Genomic DNA, 14,508 nt, shown 5'->3' on the forward strand with positions numbered 1-14,508 from the left:
CGGGTCGTCCTTCGGCTCTACGGGGTGCTGCGGGCGCGTCCGGCCTCGGAGTCTCCGACGCCGGCGCGGCTCTCACCGTACGCCGTGGCCGGTGCGTTCTGCGCGCCGAGTCCGTCGAGCACGCCCTTGACCAGGAGCGCCTGGGCCGCCGCGTACGTGAGCATGATCCAGAAATCGGGGCGCGGCAGCTGCGGCCACTCGGCGAGGCCGGTGGCGATCAGGGTGTCCGAGAGCAGGAACAGCGCGCCGCCGACTCCGGCCACGAGGCCGATCCGTGCGGCCCTGAGCGCCATGGCGGTGAGCAGCAGGCTGTACGCGGCCACCGGCACCTGCAGGTCCCCCGGCAGGTCGCCCCACATCAGGGCGAGAGTCACGGCGAGGACAAGCCCGTAGGCCGCCGCCAGGAGGGCGGTGTACGGACGGGATGTCCCCTGCCGGGCGAAGAGCACCAGGTAGCAGACATGTCCGACCGCGAAGCCGCCCATGCCGGCGAGGAAGGCCGGGTCGGCGTCGAACATGAGCAGCACGTCGCCGGTCCAGCCGAAGAACAGGGCGGTGAGCAGCAGCCGCGGAGCGCCGCAGACGTACGCGTACGCCATGAGCAGCGGGACGAGCAGCGGCTTGCAGACCATGTGCCCGGGGTCCCAGTCCGCGAGCAGGGAGAGCAGGTCACCGGCGAGGGCGGCCCCGAACGCCCACAGCAGGACACGCTTCACGCGACACGCTCCGATGCGGCCGGTTCGGCCGGCGGCGCGGCCACCGGTGCCTGGGCGGGCTGGGGCGCCCAGCCGGGCCCGCGGAACACCCGCCCGGCCCGCTCCCGCCAACTCCGCGCCGCCTTCAGGTCCTTGGCGATCGAGACGTACTCGTGGGTGGCCACCTTGAACGGGTTGTAGGTCTCGATGTTCTTGGTGAGCCCGAAGACGCAGCGCTCGGTCTCGGGCACGAAGGAGCCGAACATCCGGTCCCAGACGATCAGGATCCCGCCGAAGTTCCGGTCCAGGTAGCCGCCTTGGGAGGCGTGGTGGACGCGGTGGTGGGAGGGGGTGTTGAAGACGAACTCGTACCAGCGCGGCAGCTTGTCGATCCGCTCGGTGTGGATCCAGAACTGGTAGACGAGGTTCGCCGAGGAGCAGAATGCGAGCGCGGCCGGGTGGACCCCGCAGGCGATCAGCGGCAGGTAGAACGGCCAGGACGTGACCGAGGTCCAGGGCTGGCGCAGCGCGGTCGAGAGGTTGAACTTCCGGCTGGAGTGGTGCACCACGTGGCAGGCCCACAGGATCCGGATGACGTGGTGGCCGCGGTGCGACCAGTAGTAGAAGAAGTCCTGCGCGAGCAGCATCAGCAGAACGGTCCACCACAGCACCGGCACGCGTGCGGGCGTGAGCTCGTACACGGCGGTGTAGATCGCGACGACCGGGATCTTCCACAGGAAGTCGAAGCCCAGACTGCCGAGCCCCATGGTGATGCTGGTGGCGGCGTCCTTCGTCTCGTAACCGGCGGCGTCCTCGTCGGGATGCAGCCGCACGCTCACGATCTCGATGACCGTGAGCAGGATGAACGCGGGGATGGACCACAGCACCACATCGGGCAGGTTCGGCATGGATGCACGGTAAGGGTGCTGGTCGGGCTGGGGCTAGAGGTTGTTACCGACAAGTATTACCTGCGGTACGCACCCGTTCTTGGCGATCTCCGCCAATGGCGCTCATCGGTGATACGTGCGCATGACCTCGCTGAGCGCCTCGTCGACGTCGACCGGATCGACGATCCCGGCGAGCACCTGGGTGGGGACGGCTGCGGGGTCGCGCAGGACCGCCAGGAAGATGTGCTCGACTCCCACGTAGTCGTGGCCGAGTCCGGCGGCGATCCGTTCGGCCTCGGCGAGCACCTGCTCGTAGCGCGGGGTGCGGATGAGGGGGCGGTCGGGAGTGCGGCGCGTGCGGTCGGCAGCCATACGAAGCAGGGTCCCCTCTTCCTCGCGACGGGGGAACACCCGTGCACGGCCTGCCCGCGCTCACACCCCCACCGCCCCCAACAACGACCCGGCCCCATACGTCACCGCCATCGCCAGCGCGCCGCCCAGGACGTTGCGCAGCACCGCGGGGCCCGTGGGGGCCGCGCCCAGGCGGGCGCTCCACCAGCCTGTGAGGCACAGCGCCGCCAGGACGGCGCCGACCGTGACGTAGAGCCGTACGGACGAAGGCGGCAGGACGATCGCGAGGAGCGGGAGCAGGGCGCCGACCGTGAAGGCAAGGAACGAAGCCCACGCCGCGTGCCAGGGGTTCATGAGCTCGTCCGGGTCGATGCCCAGTTCCACGCGGGCGTGGGCGCGCAGCGCGTCCTTCTGCGTGAGCTGTTCCGCCGCCTCGCGGGCCACGTCCGCGCTGAGGCCGCGCGCCTCCAACAGCTCGGTCAGCTCGTCGAGTTCGGCCGCCGGCTGCTCGCGCAGCTCGCGCTTCTCCTGGGCGAGCGCCGCCTTCTCGGAGGCGCGCTGGGTCGATACGGAGACGTACTCGCCGGCCGCCATGGACATGGAGCCGGCGAGCAGTCCCGCGAGGCCCGCCGTGAGCAGGGTGGAGCGCTCGCCCGTGGCGCCCGCGACGCCGACCACGAGGCCGGCGGTGGAGACGATGCCGTCGTTGGCGCCGAGTACGGCGGCCCGCAGCCAGTTGAGGCGGGTGGACATGCCCTGGTCGTGCGGCTCGTGAGGGGTGTCGACGTCGGTCATGCCGGGAGGTTCTCAGAACCTCCCGGCATGACGGGTCACCACACGCGGACCTTGCCCCCCGGGGCGAACACCGGCGAGGTCGCGTCCGCCGGCGGTTCCTTCAGGGGCTCGGCGATCTCCCCGACCGTCGGCCCGACCTTCGCGGCGATCGGGTCGAGGAAGTCCAGGTCGAAGCCGTAGACCCGGGCCGCGTTGCCGCCGACCATCGCCGCGACCTCCTCGCGCGGCAGCCCCGCGTACGCGATCCGCAGACCTTCCCTCGTATACGGGTAGGTGCCTTCGTCGTGCGGGTAGTCGCTGCCCCACATGATCTTGTCGAGGCCGATGCGCTCGCGCAGCGGGACCTCATGGGGGCGCATGAAGCTGGCCCCGACGAAGCAGTTCTCCGCCCAGACCTCGGAGGGGCCCTTGCCCATGGAGGCCGCGAGACCTTGGCCGAACTTGGACTCGGCCGTGTTGGCCTTCGGGCCTGCCGCCTTCGTCGCCGCCTTCACCAGGCGTGCGTGGTAGTAGTCCAGCATGTCCAGGACGCCGGGGATCCAGCCCGAGCCCTGTTCGGTGAGGACCAGCTTCAGGTCCGGGTGGCGGCGGAAGGCACCGCCGAAGATCAAGTGCCACAGAGCCCGGTGCGAGAACCAGGTGGTCTCCACCATGAACACGGCCCGGGCGGCAGGTTCGTCGCCGAGCGGCGGGGACGCCGAGCCCGCGTGGTGGTTCACCGGGATGCCGAGTTCGGCGCAGGTGGCCCAAATGGCGTCGTACTCCTGGGAGTAGAGCTCGGGCAGGCCCGAGCCCGGCGGCGTGCCGGGAAGGAGCAGACCGCCCGTGAGGCCGGCCCCGTGCGCCCAGCGGATCTCCTTGACCGCCTCGTCCACGTCGTTGAGCAGGATCTGGAAGACCCCCGCGCGGCGGCCGGGCGCGAGCGAACAGAAGTCCGCCAGCCACCGGTTGTGCGCGCGCAGCCCCGCCCAGCGCTGCTCGAACTCCTCGCGCGTGGGCGCCGGCGCCATGAGGGCGGCGGAGGGGAAGAACGGCGGGATGGTGTTGGGGAACACCACCTCGGCGACGATCCCGTCCTCCTCCAGCTCGGCCACGCGCCGGTCGGAGTTCCAGTTCTTGTCCGCGGTGTCGGCGAGCAGGTCCTCGTACGGATTGACGTACGTGGCCGCCCAGGCGTCGAAGGCCTCGTGGTGCTTGGACGCCAAGTAGGGCTTGTAGTCGAGGAGATCGGCGCCGGCGTGGCAGTCGGCGGAGATGACGGTGTAGCGGTCCTCGCTGCCGTTGGTCATGGCGCGGTCACCCCCATCGTCGGGAAGTCGTTGCCGGTGAGCCAGTGCCGGCCCACCTCGCGCGAGCGGGCCCAGGAGGCCTCGACGGCGGCCTGGTCCTCGGGCTGGCCCAGGTCGGCGGGGGTCGGGCCGATGCGGCGGGCGATCGACGCGAGCTTGTCGGTGTCGAAGCCGAAGACCTCGGCGGCGGCGAGGCCCAGCATCCGGCGGGTCTCGGCCACCGGGATGTCGTGGAAGGTGTTCTTGAGCCAGGTACGGGTGTTGGGCCAGGTGCCTTCCGGGTGCGGGAAGTCCGAGCCCCACAGGATGTTGTCCACGCCGATCTCGTACCGCTGGGCGAGCTCGCGCCGCTTGGTGTTGGTGGCGCAGATGAACACCTGGCGGTCGAGATACTCGCTCGGCGGCCGCTTCAGCGCCGAGAACGGCGAGAGCTTCTTGCCCCCGTGCGCACCGAGGTAGAGCCGGTCCATGAACCACAGAAGGTTCGGCAGCCACCAGCAACCCGACTCCGCCACACCGAACTTGAGGCCCGGGTGCCGCTCGAACACCCCCGACCAGATCAGGAAGTGCAGCGGCCGCGCCGGCCACCAGGTCACCTCGCTGACGTAGATCCCGAGGTGGTCGCCGTACTCGTGGCGCGGCGCCGCACCCGAGTGCGTGACCAGCGGCATCTGCGTCTCCGCGGCCGCCGCCCAGATCGGCTCGTAGCGCGGGTCGTGGTACGGCGGATGGTCCACCCACATCGAGGGGATCATCAGCGCGCCGAGCCCGGACTCCTTGGCCCGGTGGATCTCGGCGACGACCTTGTCCGGCTCCGCGGTGATGGGCAACAGGGCCACACCGCAGTGCCGTTCGGGGTTCTGGCTCACGAACTCCGCGAGCCAGCGGTTGTGCGCCTGCGCCCCCGCCATGCCCAGCTCGGGGTCCTGGTCTCCGGAGAGCCCGAGGCCCACGCCGAAGGGCGCGGCGGTCTGGGAGTCCACGGCGTCGGCGTCCGGGAAGACCACCTCGGCGGCCACCCCGTCGCTGTCCAGCTCCTTCAGGCGCTGGGCGACGTCCCAACCACCCCTCAGACCCTCCTCGTTGTCGCTGAACCACTTGTCGGCGAAGGCCTCGTTGCGGATGCCGAGGCGGGTCGCTTCCTCGCGGCGCCGGTCGCGGCCCGCGAGGAACTCGTCGAACTCCCGGTGAAAACGGGAGTCCAGATACGGCCGGTACTCCTCGGTCGGCAGCCCTGCGTGGCAGTCCGAGGAGATGATCAGGTACGGGTCCTGCGGATCGGTCACGACATGCACCTCTCAGTCCAGTCAGTCGAGGATGAAGCTCTCGAGATACGCGGGGTTCGCACGGTCGAGCATCGACTGGGACCGCGCCTTGATCTGGCGGTCGCTGTGCTCGCTGTCGGGCAGCATCCAGAACTGCCCGGCCTCGATGCACTCGGCGACGAAGTCGGCCACGTCCTCGACCGGCGTGAACTGCACTTCCTTGCCGGCCGCCTTCATCGCCGCCTCGTACTGGTCGAGGCTGCGGTACGGCGTCTTGCGCGGCCGCTCCTTGGCGTAGCGCTCGGGCCGGTTGCGGTGCGACTCCCACAGGCCGGTGCGGAGCATGTGGGGGCCCGGGAAGAGGACGGACGCGGCGATCCGGGCGCCCTCCGCCTTCAGGTGCGCGTACAGGGACTCGGTCATCGTCACGACCGCCGCCTTGGTCACGGCGTACACCGAGGCCGTCGGCAGCGGCGCGATACCGCCGTCGCCGGAGGAGGTATTGACGATGTGGCCCGGCTGCCCGCCCTCGATCATCCGGGGCACGAAGGCCTGGATGCCGTGGAAGACCCCCCAGACGTTCACGGAGAACGCCCATTTCCAGTCGTTGGGTTCGTGCTGCCACATGCGGCCCTCGGCGCCCGAGCCGACGCCCGCGTTGTTGCAGAGCACGTGCACGGCGCCGTACGTCTCGTACGCGGCGTCGGCCAGCGCGATCACGGAGTCGCGGTCGGAGACGTCGACCACCTGGGCGAGCACGTCCGCGCCGTCCTCGCGCAGGGCGGCGGCGGCCTTCTCCAGGGCGCCCTCCTCCACATCGGCGAGAACCACCTTGAGCCCGTCGGCCGCGAACCGCCGCGCCATCGCGAGTCCGATGCCGCTCGCCGCGCCCGTGACGACGGCGACCTGTCCGGCTTCCAGCTTCACGCGCCGGCCCCCTTCCCGTCGGCCTTCCCCACGGCCTTCTCGCTGCCCTCGGGAGGACCGTCGAGGATCTGCTGCGGGTCGTCGTAGCGCTGGTGGATGTAGGGCAACAGGGCCTGGGCGCTGACCCGTTCGACCACCTTGCCCTTCTGGTCGGTGGTCTTCTCGCCGATGGTGATCTCCACGACCGTACGTACGGGGAGATCCGCGACCGGGTCGAACATCGACTCCCGCAGCACCACGTCCCCGGTGATCCGCTCCAGCTTGCGCACCTTCTCGTTACGGGTGCAGTGCACGAGCACCGGATCGGCGTCGAAGCCCGAACCGTCCACGGCTGGCAGGAACTTGAAGTAGAAGTCGGTCTTCTGCGTGGGCTCGGGCACCGGCAGGTCACCGCTGACCGCTCCCCGTACCTCCACGAACGCGATGCCGTGCCGCGCCAGCTTGGCGTTGACCACCAGGCCGTCCCGGTCGACCGTCACCTCGCCGAGCTTCTTCGGCTCGCCGAACACCTCGCGCCCGCCGATCAGGGCCCGTTCGTGGGTCATCGGCATCACAAGCGGATACCAGCCCTCGACCCCGTTGTGCTCCGCGGCCACCGCCACCGAGCCGGCGCCGAGCGGGTAGCCCGGCAGGTCGACCTTGCTGATGTTCGCCCGGACCAGAGGCTTCTCGGTGGGCTTGAGCGGCGGCGGAAGCACCGCGGCCACCGCGTCCGGATCGCTCTCCCAGACGGCCACCACGCCGGTCGACCAGATGTCGGGGAGCTTGGAGCTCTTCTCACGCGCCGCCTGGATCTCGGCCTCGGTGCGCGCGCCGTACCGTACTCGTGCCATGGCGTACCGCCCTTCGATGGGGGTGTTCCAGCGAGTCTGTAACACTGTTACACCGCCCGCGATGAAGGGTAAAGAGCCGTGCGGGAAACGGAATTGGGGGCCCTATGAGCAGCCAGGCCAGCTCACCGGAGCGTGGGGCGGGCGGTTCGGCGCGACGCGAGGCGGACGGTTCGGCGCGGCGTGCGGCGGACGGTTCGGCCAAGCGCGCGCTGACCCGTGGCGACGTGCTCGACGCCGCCGCGGCGATCGTGAAGGAGCAGGGTCCGCGCGCCCTGACGATGCGCAAGCTGGCCGCCGAGCTCGGCACCGCGGTCACATCGATCTACTGGCATGTGGGCAATCGCGAGGAGCTCCTCGACGCCCTCGTGGAGCGCACGGTGGCCGACCTCGGCGAGATCCGCGCCCAGGGCCGCTCCCCCGCCACCCGCATCGTCTCGGTCACGCGCGCCCTGCGCGCCCAGCTGCGCGGGCATCCGCACCTGGTGGCGATGGTGCACGAACGCGGCCTGACGGAGCGGATGTTCCAGCCCGCGACGCAGGCGCTCGTGCACGAGGTGCACGCGGCGGGACTGCGCGGCACGCAGGCCGCCGAGGTCGTACGGTCGCTGCTCTTCCAGGTCGTCGGCTTCGTCCTCGTCGAGAGGAACCGCGAACGGGCGCCGGTGCAGTACCCCGGCGACGAGTCCCTGTGGGACGAGGCCACCGCCGAGCACGACCCGGCGCTGGCCAAGGGCCTTGCCGCGCCGCCCGATCCGGAACGGCTCTTCCTTCTCTCCGTACGGGCCATGGTGGAAGGGCTGTTGGGAACCCGGCCGCGCGCGTGACACCGTCTGTGCCCCGCTGTCCGGGTTGTCAGTGTCGGGCCTTATCCTCGGGGACCATGCTCGAAGACCGCACCAGCGCCGCACCGTGGCCGGCCGCCTACCCGTCGGGGTACGCGGTCGTCGACGTGGAGACCACCGGTCTCGCCCGGGACGACCGGATCATCTCCGCCGCCGTCTACCGGCTGGACGCACGCGGCGAGGTCGAGGACCACTGGTACACGGTGGTGAATCCCGAGCGCGATCCGGGACCGGTGTGGATCCACGGCCTGACGAGCGACGTGCTCGAAGGGGCGCCCCTTTTCCCGGAGATCGCCGAGGAGTTCTCGGCCCGCCTGGAAGGCCGCGTGCTCGTCGCGCACAACGCGGTCTTCGACTGGCAGATGATCGCCCGCGAGTATGCGCGGGCTTCGCTCACCCCTCCCGTACGGCAGCGGCTGTGCACCATCGCCCTGTCCAAGGAGCTGGCGCTCCCGCTGCCCAACCACAAACTGGAGTCGCTCGCCGCGCACTTCGGCGTCGTGCAGCAGCGCGCCCACCATGCGCTGGACGACGCGCGCGTACTCGCCGAGGCGTTCCGGCCGAGTCTGCTCGCGGCGGCGCAGGGCGCGGTCCGGCTGCCGCTGCACGAGTGCCGGCCGCTGACCGAGTGGAGCGCCGCGCCCTCGACGCCCGCGCGGGGCATCGGCCCGCAGTACCGGCCGCAGTCGAACTGGCGGCAGGCCCGCAAGCTGCCGCCGAGCCCGTATCCGAATCCCGGGCGGTACGAGGCGGGGCGGCCGCTGCGGCAGGGCATGCGCGTGGCGTTCTCGGGCGACACCTCCACCGAGCGCGAGCTGCTCGAGGACCGGGCGGTCGAGGCGGGTCTGCATGTGGCGACCAGCCTGTCCCGTCTGACGAGCCTGCTCGTCACGAATGATCCGGACTCGGGCACGTCGAAGGTCGTCAAGGCGAAGTCCTTCGGCACCCCGATCGTGGACGAGGCGGCGTTCGGCCAGCTGCTGCGGGATGTGGCACCGGCGGCGGAGAAGCGCTGACGCACCGGGTCGGCTGACGCACTTGGTCTCTGCCCCATCCGGGCTTCGGCTCCCCGGAGGCATCAGCGCCCCGGCTTCCCGGACCCGCCGGGAAGCTGTCCGGGTGATTATCAGCCCGCGTCCCGCATGCCTCGGCGGCACCCGGGACGCCGGGTCCCACTCTGTGGCGCATGGCACGTTGCGAAGTCTGCGGAAACGACTACTCCATGAGCTTCGAGGTCCACGCCCAGGGCGCGGTCCACGTCTTCGACTGCTTCTCCTGCGCCATCCACCGTATGGCGCCCATCTGCGAGCACTGCCGGTGCCGCATCATCGGCCAGGGCGTCGAGGTCGAGGGCCACTGGTACTGCGGGGCGCACTGCTCCCGCGCCGAGGGGAAGGCGGGCATCGTCGATCGCGTCTGACCCCGTCCCGCCCGGCTCCTTCCCGTCCCGTCACCCCATCCCCTCTGACCGTTTCGGCCCCCTACGGGACCCCTCCCGCAGGGGGCCTTCGCCTGCCGGGTAACGTCGTACGACGTGTACCGCTTCCTGTTGACCCGGCAGTGGGTGTTCGTCACCCTCCTCGCCCTCGTGCTCATCCCCGTGATGATCGAGCTGGGCTTCTGGCAGCTGCACCGGCACCAGGCGCGCGTCGCGCAGAACGCGCTGATCGCGAAGAGCCTCGACGCGAAGCCCGTACCGGTCGAGGAGCTGACCGCGCCGGGCGAGACCCTGCCGCGCTCCGACTACTGGCGCACGGTCACCGCGACCGGCCGTTTCGACACCGAGCACGAGGTCGTCGTCCGCCGCCGCACCAATGCCGACGACCGGGTCGGCTTCCACGTCCTGACCCCGTTCGTCCTCCGGGACGGCAAGGTCCTCCTGGTGAACCGCGGCTGGGTGCCCGCGGCCGCCGACCAGAAGGCGTTCCCGAAGGTGCCGCCGCCGCCCTCGGGCGAGCGCACGGTCAAGGGCCGCCTGATGGCCTCGCAGACCACCGACGCCAGCGGCATCAAGGACCTCAAGGGCCTGCCTGACCGCCAGGTCATGCTGATCAGCAGCGAGCAGCAGGCCCAGCTCCTGAACAAGGAAGTCCTCGGCGGCTACATCGAGCTGACCGATCCGGCGACCGAGTCCCCGGAGCAGATCGCCGCCCCCGACCACGACTCGATCGGCAACCATTTCGCGTACGCCGTCCAGTGGTGGCTGTTCACCGCGGCCGTGCCGGTCGGCTGGGTCTTCCTCGTACGCCGGGAAGTGCGCGAGCGGCGCGAGGCGCAGCAGGCGTCGGACGCGGACGAGGCGGCCGAACCGGTTCCGGCCTGACCCCAGGGTCCCCTCGCCGGGCCGCACGCGGCAGGATGGGACCATGGATCTTGGACTGAAGGACCGTGTGTACGTCGTCACCGGAGCCACCCGCGGGCTCGGGTACGCGAGTGCCGCCGCGCTCGTCGCGGACGGCGCGAAGGTCGTGATCACCGGACGTGAGGAGAAGGCCGCGGCCGAGGCCGCCGCCTCGCTCGGGGCCGACCACGCCGTGGGCGTCGGTGCCGACAACGCCGACCCGGCCGCCGCCCAGCGTCTGGTCGACACCGCCCGCGAGCGCTTCGGCCGCTTCGACGGCATCCTCGTCAGCGTCGGCGGGCCGGCCCCGGGTTCGGCGGCCTCCAACACCGATGAGCAGTGGCAGGCCGCGTTCGACTCGGTCTTCCTGGGTGCGGTCCGGCTCGCGCGCACCGCCGCCGCGGAGCTCGGCGAGGGCGGCGCGATCGCCTTCGTCCTGTCCGGTTCGGTGTACGAGCCGATCGGCGGCCTCACCATCTCCAACGGACTGCGCCCCGGCCTCGCGGGCTTCGCCAAGTCACTCGCGGACGAGGTGGGCCCGCGCGGGATCCGCGTCCTCGGCCTGCTGCCCGGCCGCATCGCCACGGACCGGATGCGCCAGCTCGACGGCCTCGCGCCCGACCCGGAGGCGGCCCGTAGCGCGAACGAGTCCCGCATTCCGCTGCGCCGCTACGGCACGCCGGAGGAGTTCGGCCGGGTGGCGGCCTTCGCGCTGTCCCCCGCGGCCTCGTATCTGACGGGCGTGATGCTGCCGGTGGACGGCGGGGCGCTGCGCGGGTTCTGAGCCTGCCGCTTGACGGGCCGGGGCGCCCTGCCCCGGCCCTCGCTCCTCAACTCACCCGGCGCGCCCGCCTCCTGGCCGCTCCCATCTCCACCTCCGCCGGAAGCCGGTCGAGGCCCGCGGAGTCCCGTGCCGTGGCCAGGGCCTCGTACGTCATCCGCTGGAGCGTCTCGCGCGGAGCCGCGTGCCCTTCCAGGACGAGGTGGACGCGTGCCTCGGGTGCGTTGCGCCGGCCGACCAGCAGCACGTCGGCGCGCTCGACGCCGTCCAACTCCTCGGCCGCACCGGCGAGTACGCCCGCCAGCGCCCGGGCGCGCAGCAGCGCACCCTGGCCGTCGCCGCTGTCGACGAGCACCTCGCTCAGCCGGTTGCGCCGCACCTGGGCGACGAGGGACCACACCATCAGCGCGAACAGCAGCCCAAGCGCCCCGAACACGGCCGGCCACCACCAGGTGTCCTCGCGGAACCGGTTGCGCGCGGTCTCGGTGAGCACCGCGTCGCTCGGCGCGCCGTAGCACCACCAGGAGGGCAGCGGTCCGCCGAGGCCGGCGATCAACGCGCTGCCGCCGAAGACGAGCAGCGCGAGTCCGGTCAGTCCGAGCAGGACGCGGTTGGCGATCCTCAGCATCGCTCACGCCCCCTTCCCGGACGGGCCAGGGCGGGCCACGGTCACCGACAGGGCCGGTCCCGCCACGAGGCCGAGGGAGCGGATGCCGTCGCCGAGCGCGGCGTCCAAGTCGGCCCGTACGTCGTCGAGTTCACGGAAGTGCGCAACCGCCCGCACGTCCACCTTCGAGCGGTACACCCGGACGCGGACCGACTGCACGCCCGCGACCTCCATCGCGCGGTCGCGCAGGACGAGGGCGGCCGCGGCGGAGTCCAGCCAGGCGCGGACCTCGGGACTGCCGCTGCGCAGCGGCAGGGCGGAACGGTGGCCCGGCGTGGCCGCCAGGACCAGGAGGCCGATCCCGGTCAGGGCGGCGAGCGCGGCACCTGCGAGCACCCAGCGGTCGTCCAGGGTGCGGCCGGCGAGCTGTCGGGCCAGTTCCTTGCGCCAGGCCATCGCGGACTGTTCGGCCCGTACGGCCGCGAGGTCGTAGATCAGGAGTGCGGCACCGACCGCCAGGAGCAGGGCGAGCGCCCCGGCCCAGATCCGGCGCACGGACCACAGCCGGCCGCCGTCCCCGTCCTCCTCGGGGGTGACCACGGGCGCGTAGCGCGCGGCGGACGACGCCTGGTCGAGCTCGCCCGCCGCCGCCCCGGCCGTCGCGGGTACGGGCGGGCCGCCTTCCGCCTTCTCCAGCACGGGCAGGCTCCGGGTCGTGGCCTCGCCGTCGGGGCCGGGCGGCTGCGCCCGGCCGTCGGGTCCTTCGCTCATCGTGTCCTCCCCACCGCCCGCACCGGATGCAGCCGCTCCACCTGGACGGCCACCTCGGGCACGGTCATCCCCGCCAACGCCTTTACCCGTTCGGCCACTTGACGACGCACGGCCGCGCACTGCGCGCCGATGTCGCACGGGTAGCCGAGTTCGAGCGTGATTCGCACCCGTACCGTGGCCTCCCGTACGCGCACCGCAGCCCCGGGCGGACCTCCGTCCGGCGGCACGCCCGGATGCAGCGCCTCCAGGGCCGCCCGTGCGGCGATCTTCTCCACGACCCGGTCGGCGATGACGGTCGCGCCCCGCTCGGCCGGCGCGATCGCGCGGACGCCCGGCCGGTCCGTACGAGCGGAGACCTCGGCCATCAGCGCCGCCGGTCGCCGCGCGACTCGCCGCGGCCGCGGAAGAGGTCCCCGAGGTCCAGGTCCCCGTCCGCGTACCGGCCGACGAGGAACCCGAGCGCGCCGAGGGCCGCCACGAGCAGGAACGCGCCGAACCCGCCGAAGTACGCGGCGAATCCGAGCGCCATTCCCGCCAGCAGCCCGATCGAAGCCCTGCTCATCGCCCGCCCTCCTCATGCCCGTTGCACACCGGGGCCGCCGGGGCCGCCTGGGTCACCAGGGTCACCAGGGTCACCAGGGTCACCAGGGTCACCAGGGTCACCAGGGACGGTCTCATTGGAGCCGCGTCTCGTCGTCGTCCTCCTCGTCGGGCAGCTTCACGTCGCCGACCGCGATGTTGACCTCGACGACCTCGAGTCCGGTCATCCGCTCCACGGCGGCGATCACGTTCTCGCGCACCGCGCGCGCCACGTCCGCGATCGAGACGCCGTAGTCCACGACGATCTCCAGGTCGAGCGCGGTCTGCACCTCACCGACCTCCGCCTTGACGCCCCGGGTCACGGACTTGGCGCCGGGCACACGGTCGCGCACCGCGCCGAAGCGCGACCCCGACCCCATCGCGTGCACGCCGAGCACATCGCGTGCGGCGAGGCCCGCGATCTTCTCCACCACGCCGTCGGAGATGGTGGTGCGCCCGCGCGTGGCGGGATCCCCGCCGCCGCGCTTCTTCACCGCGGCGGTCTGCTCGACGCCCTGCACCGTGACGTCCTTGCCGGTTCCGCCGCCCGGCGCCCCGCCGTACTCGCCGCCCGGTGCGGTGCTCTGCGGATTGCCCTGTCGTGCCGTCTCGGTCATCGCTTGTCCCCATCGCTGCCGACGCTGCCGATTGGACTTCCTCGCCCACGGTAAGTGCGGGTGCCCCGTCGGTCACCGGGCAAGCTGCAACCATGGACGGATTGGCAGGGGCAGTGCGTCAACAGCTGCGGCTGGGGCGCCTGTTGGCGCTCGGCGGGCCCGCGGACGGGGCGTGGATCGCGGAGTCGGCGGCGCGCGCGGTGCTCGGGCGCGCCGCCACGGCGGTACCGGGGATACGCGTCGATGCGCTCAGGATCGCGCTCGCCGCCCCGGCCGCGGCCGCCGAACCCGTGGTGCCCGGACCGCCCAGCGCGCTGCCCCCGGGGCCGCTCCGGGTGACGGCGCGGTGCGCGGCCACGGCGGACGAGCCGCTGCCGGCCGTGGCGCAGCGGCTGCGTTCGGTGCTCGCGCTCGCGGCGCACGGGCTCGGTCTGGTGGTGGAGGCGGTGGATGTACGGATCACCGAGATCGTCGAGGCCCTCGAGGTCGTCGAGGCCTCGGACCTCGCAACCGCCGGGCGGGACAAGGCGGTTCGCCCCCGCCAGGCCTCCGTGGAAGCCGTGGACGCTGTAGCCGCTGAGAAAGCCGCGGACGCCACGGAAGCCGTGGACGATCCCGCCGCCCGGGCCGCCCTCGGCGTACCGGGAGTGACCCGGCTGACGGGGGCGGCGGGCGGCGGCGTGCAGGTGTGGGAACGGCCGTCACCGGGCGCGCTGGCCGCGCGCCACCTCCGTATCGACGTGGCGACCGCCGCGCACGTCAACGCGCTGGAAGTCGCCCTCGCCGTCCGCCGGGCCGCATCGGGGGCACACCCCGACCGGCCGACGGTGGCGGTCCTGGTGACGGACGTCGACGGGCTGGGGTAGCGCCGGAAGCCGGTGCGCGCCGCGCAGACCGCAACCCGCGGCCGGGCTCAGCGCGCCGTCGG

The 14,508-nt window shown here is 72.2% G+C and carries 19 protein-coding genes; 6 read left to right on the forward strand and 13 right to left on the reverse strand.

What is annotated here, in order from left to right:
* Positions 1 to 17: 17 nt before the first annotated feature.
* The 8 genes from BLT97_RS26625 to BLT97_RS26660 all read right to left on the reverse strand — a co-directional run bounded on the left by BLT97_RS26625 (position 18) and on the right by BLT97_RS26660 (position 7,042).
* On the reverse strand, positions 18 to 716 hold the full coding sequence (locus tag BLT97_RS26625; RefSeq protein ID WP_093614521.1) for a lysoplasmalogenase: 699 nt from the start codon (positions 714 to 716) through the stop codon (positions 18 to 20).
* Positions 713 to 1,603, reverse strand: coding sequence for a sterol desaturase family protein (locus tag BLT97_RS26630; protein ID WP_093614523.1), 891 nt, complete (start codon positions 1,601 to 1,603; stop codon positions 713 to 715). The genes BLT97_RS26625 and BLT97_RS26630 overlap by 4 nt, the downstream gene beginning before the upstream one ends.
* Positions 1,604 to 1,705: 102 nt before the next feature.
* Positions 1,706 to 1,954, reverse strand: coding sequence for a Clp protease N-terminal domain-containing protein (locus BLT97_RS26635; RefSeq protein WP_093614525.1), 249 nt, complete (start codon positions 1,952 to 1,954; stop codon positions 1,706 to 1,708).
* 60 nt (positions 1,955 to 2,014) lie between these two features.
* Entirely contained in the window at positions 2,015 to 2,728 is a 714-nt protein-coding gene (locus BLT97_RS26640; RefSeq protein WP_093614527.1) for a VIT1/CCC1 transporter family protein, read from the reverse strand.
* 35 nt (positions 2,729 to 2,763) lie between these two features.
* The gene (locus tag BLT97_RS26645) at positions 2,764 to 4,017 is read right to left on the reverse strand and encodes an amidohydrolase family protein (RefSeq protein WP_093614529.1); all 1,254 of its coding nucleotides are present in this window, start codon (positions 4,015 to 4,017) and stop codon (positions 2,764 to 2,766) included.
* A complete protein-coding gene (locus tag BLT97_RS26650; RefSeq protein ID WP_093614531.1) occupies positions 4,014 to 5,303 on the reverse strand; it encodes an amidohydrolase family protein in 1,290 nt (429 codons plus the stop codon). The genes BLT97_RS26645 and BLT97_RS26650 overlap by 4 nt, the downstream gene beginning before the upstream one ends.
* Before the next feature lie 21 nt (positions 5,304 to 5,324).
* Complete coding sequence (locus BLT97_RS26655) at positions 5,325 to 6,209, reverse strand: SDR family NAD(P)-dependent oxidoreductase (protein ID WP_093614533.1); 885 nt, start codon at positions 6,207 to 6,209, stop codon at positions 5,325 to 5,327.
* Complete coding sequence (locus BLT97_RS26660) at positions 6,206 to 7,042, reverse strand: acetoacetate decarboxylase family protein (protein WP_093614535.1); 837 nt, start codon at positions 7,040 to 7,042, stop codon at positions 6,206 to 6,208. The genes BLT97_RS26655 and BLT97_RS26660 overlap by 4 nt, the downstream gene beginning before the upstream one ends.
* Before the next feature lie 104 nt (positions 7,043 to 7,146).
* Between BLT97_RS26660 and BLT97_RS26665 the strand changes: the two genes are divergently transcribed.
* The 5 genes from BLT97_RS26665 to BLT97_RS26685 all read left to right on the forward strand — a co-directional run bounded on the left by BLT97_RS26665 (position 7,147) and on the right by BLT97_RS26685 (position 11,009).
* The gene (locus BLT97_RS26665; RefSeq protein WP_093614537.1) at positions 7,147 to 7,866 is read left to right on the forward strand and encodes a TetR/AcrR family transcriptional regulator; all 720 of its coding nucleotides are present in this window, start codon (positions 7,147 to 7,149) and stop codon (positions 7,864 to 7,866) included.
* 56 nt (positions 7,867 to 7,922) lie between these two features.
* Positions 7,923 to 8,900, forward strand: a complete 978-nt coding sequence (locus BLT97_RS26670; RefSeq protein ID WP_093614539.1) for a DEDDh family exonuclease — start codon at positions 7,923 to 7,925, stop codon at positions 8,898 to 8,900.
* A gap of 170 nt (positions 8,901 to 9,070) precedes the next feature.
* Entirely contained in the window at positions 9,071 to 9,304 is a 234-nt protein-coding gene (locus BLT97_RS26675) for a hypothetical protein (protein ID WP_093614541.1), read from the forward strand.
* A 114-nt stretch (positions 9,305 to 9,418) separates the two neighbouring features.
* The gene (locus BLT97_RS26680; RefSeq protein ID WP_093614543.1) at positions 9,419 to 10,207 is read left to right on the forward strand and encodes an SURF1 family cytochrome oxidase biogenesis protein; all 789 of its coding nucleotides are present in this window, start codon (positions 9,419 to 9,421) and stop codon (positions 10,205 to 10,207) included.
* Positions 10,208 to 10,250: 43 nt separating this feature from the next.
* Positions 10,251 to 11,009 carry an SDR family oxidoreductase gene (locus BLT97_RS26685; protein WP_093614545.1) on the forward strand — a complete coding sequence of 253 codons (759 nt, stop codon included), beginning with the start codon at positions 10,251 to 10,253 and terminating at the stop codon, positions 11,007 to 11,009.
* A gap of 46 nt (positions 11,010 to 11,055) precedes the next feature.
* Here BLT97_RS26685 and amaP read toward each other — a convergent pair whose 3' ends face one another.
* The 5 genes from amaP to BLT97_RS26710 form a co-directional block, all read right to left on the reverse strand.
* A complete protein-coding gene (gene amaP / locus BLT97_RS26690) occupies positions 11,056 to 11,634 on the reverse strand; it encodes an alkaline shock response membrane anchor protein AmaP (protein ID WP_093614547.1) in 579 nt (192 codons plus the stop codon).
* Positions 11,635 to 11,637: 3 nt separating this feature from the next.
* Complete coding sequence (locus tag BLT97_RS26695) at positions 11,638 to 12,384, reverse strand: DUF6286 domain-containing protein (RefSeq protein WP_093614549.1); 747 nt, start codon at positions 12,382 to 12,384, stop codon at positions 11,638 to 11,640.
* Positions 12,381 to 12,749 carry an Asp23/Gls24 family envelope stress response protein gene (locus BLT97_RS26700; protein ID WP_093614551.1) on the reverse strand — a complete coding sequence of 123 codons (369 nt, stop codon included), beginning with the start codon at positions 12,747 to 12,749 and terminating at the stop codon, positions 12,381 to 12,383. The genes BLT97_RS26695 and BLT97_RS26700 overlap by 4 nt, the downstream gene beginning before the upstream one ends.
* Positions 12,749 to 12,946, reverse strand: coding sequence for a hypothetical protein (locus tag BLT97_RS26705; protein ID WP_093614553.1), 198 nt, complete (start codon positions 12,944 to 12,946; stop codon positions 12,749 to 12,751). The genes BLT97_RS26700 and BLT97_RS26705 overlap by 1 nt, the downstream gene beginning before the upstream one ends.
* A 112-nt stretch (positions 12,947 to 13,058) precedes the next feature.
* A complete protein-coding gene (locus BLT97_RS26710; RefSeq protein ID WP_245769559.1) occupies positions 13,059 to 13,580 on the reverse strand; it encodes an Asp23/Gls24 family envelope stress response protein in 522 nt (173 codons plus the stop codon).
* 92 nt (positions 13,581 to 13,672) lie between these two features.
* Here BLT97_RS26710 and BLT97_RS26715 point away from each other — a divergent pair, with 92 nt between their 5' ends.
* A complete protein-coding gene (locus tag BLT97_RS26715) occupies positions 13,673 to 14,446 on the forward strand; it encodes a hypothetical protein (protein ID WP_093614555.1) in 774 nt (257 codons plus the stop codon).
* Positions 14,447 to 14,508 lie beyond the last annotated feature (62 nt).

The sequence above is a fragment of the Streptomyces indicus genome (genome assembly GCF_900100315.1).
Classification (GTDB): Bacteria; Actinomycetota; Actinomycetes; order Streptomycetales; family Streptomycetaceae; genus Streptomyces; species Streptomyces indicus.

Bases quoted from the DNA above. Each gene is read 5' to 3' on its own strand.
- BLT97_RS26660 (WP_093614535.1), bottom strand. From the start codon at position 7,042: ATGGCACGAGTACGGTACGGCGCGCGCACCGAGGCCGAGATCCAGGCG.
- amaP (WP_093614547.1), bottom strand. From the start codon at position 11,634: ATGCTGAGGATCGCCAACCGCGTCCTGCTCGGACTGACCGGACTCGCG.
- BLT97_RS26675 (WP_093614541.1), top strand. From the start codon at position 9,071: ATGGCACGTTGCGAAGTCTGCGGAAACGACTACTCCATGAGCTTCGAG.
- BLT97_RS26630 (WP_093614523.1), bottom strand. From the start codon at position 1,603: ATGCCGAACCTGCCCGATGTGGTGCTGTGGTCCATCCCCGCGTTCATC.
- BLT97_RS26705 (WP_093614553.1), bottom strand. From the start codon at position 12,946: ATGAGCAGGGCTTCGATCGGGCTGCTGGCGGGAATGGCGCTCGGATTC.
- BLT97_RS26635 (WP_093614525.1), bottom strand. From the start codon at position 1,954: ATGGCTGCCGACCGCACGCGCCGCACTCCCGACCGCCCCCTCATCCGC.
- BLT97_RS26665 (WP_093614537.1), top strand. From the start codon at position 7,147: ATGAGCAGCCAGGCCAGCTCACCGGAGCGTGGGGCGGGCGGTTCGGCG.
- BLT97_RS26695 (WP_093614549.1), bottom strand. From the start codon at position 12,384: ATGAGCGAAGGACCCGACGGCCGGGCGCAGCCGCCCGGCCCCGACGGC.
- BLT97_RS26685 (WP_093614545.1), top strand. From the start codon at position 10,251: ATGGATCTTGGACTGAAGGACCGTGTGTACGTCGTCACCGGAGCCACC.
- BLT97_RS26645 (WP_093614529.1), bottom strand. From the start codon at position 4,017: ATGACCAACGGCAGCGAGGACCGCTACACCGTCATCTCCGCCGACTGC.
- BLT97_RS26700 (WP_093614551.1), bottom strand. From the start codon at position 12,749: ATGGCCGAGGTCTCCGCTCGTACGGACCGGCCGGGCGTCCGCGCGATC.
- BLT97_RS26640 (WP_093614527.1), bottom strand. From the start codon at position 2,728: ATGACCGACGTCGACACCCCTCACGAGCCGCACGACCAGGGCATGTCC.
- BLT97_RS26670 (WP_093614539.1), top strand. From the start codon at position 7,923: ATGCTCGAAGACCGCACCAGCGCCGCACCGTGGCCGGCCGCCTACCCG.
- BLT97_RS26710 (WP_245769559.1), bottom strand. From the start codon at position 13,580: ATGACCGAGACGGCACGACAGGGCAATCCGCAGAGCACCGCACCGGGC.
- BLT97_RS26715 (WP_093614555.1), top strand. From the start codon at position 13,673: ATGGACGGATTGGCAGGGGCAGTGCGTCAACAGCTGCGGCTGGGGCGC.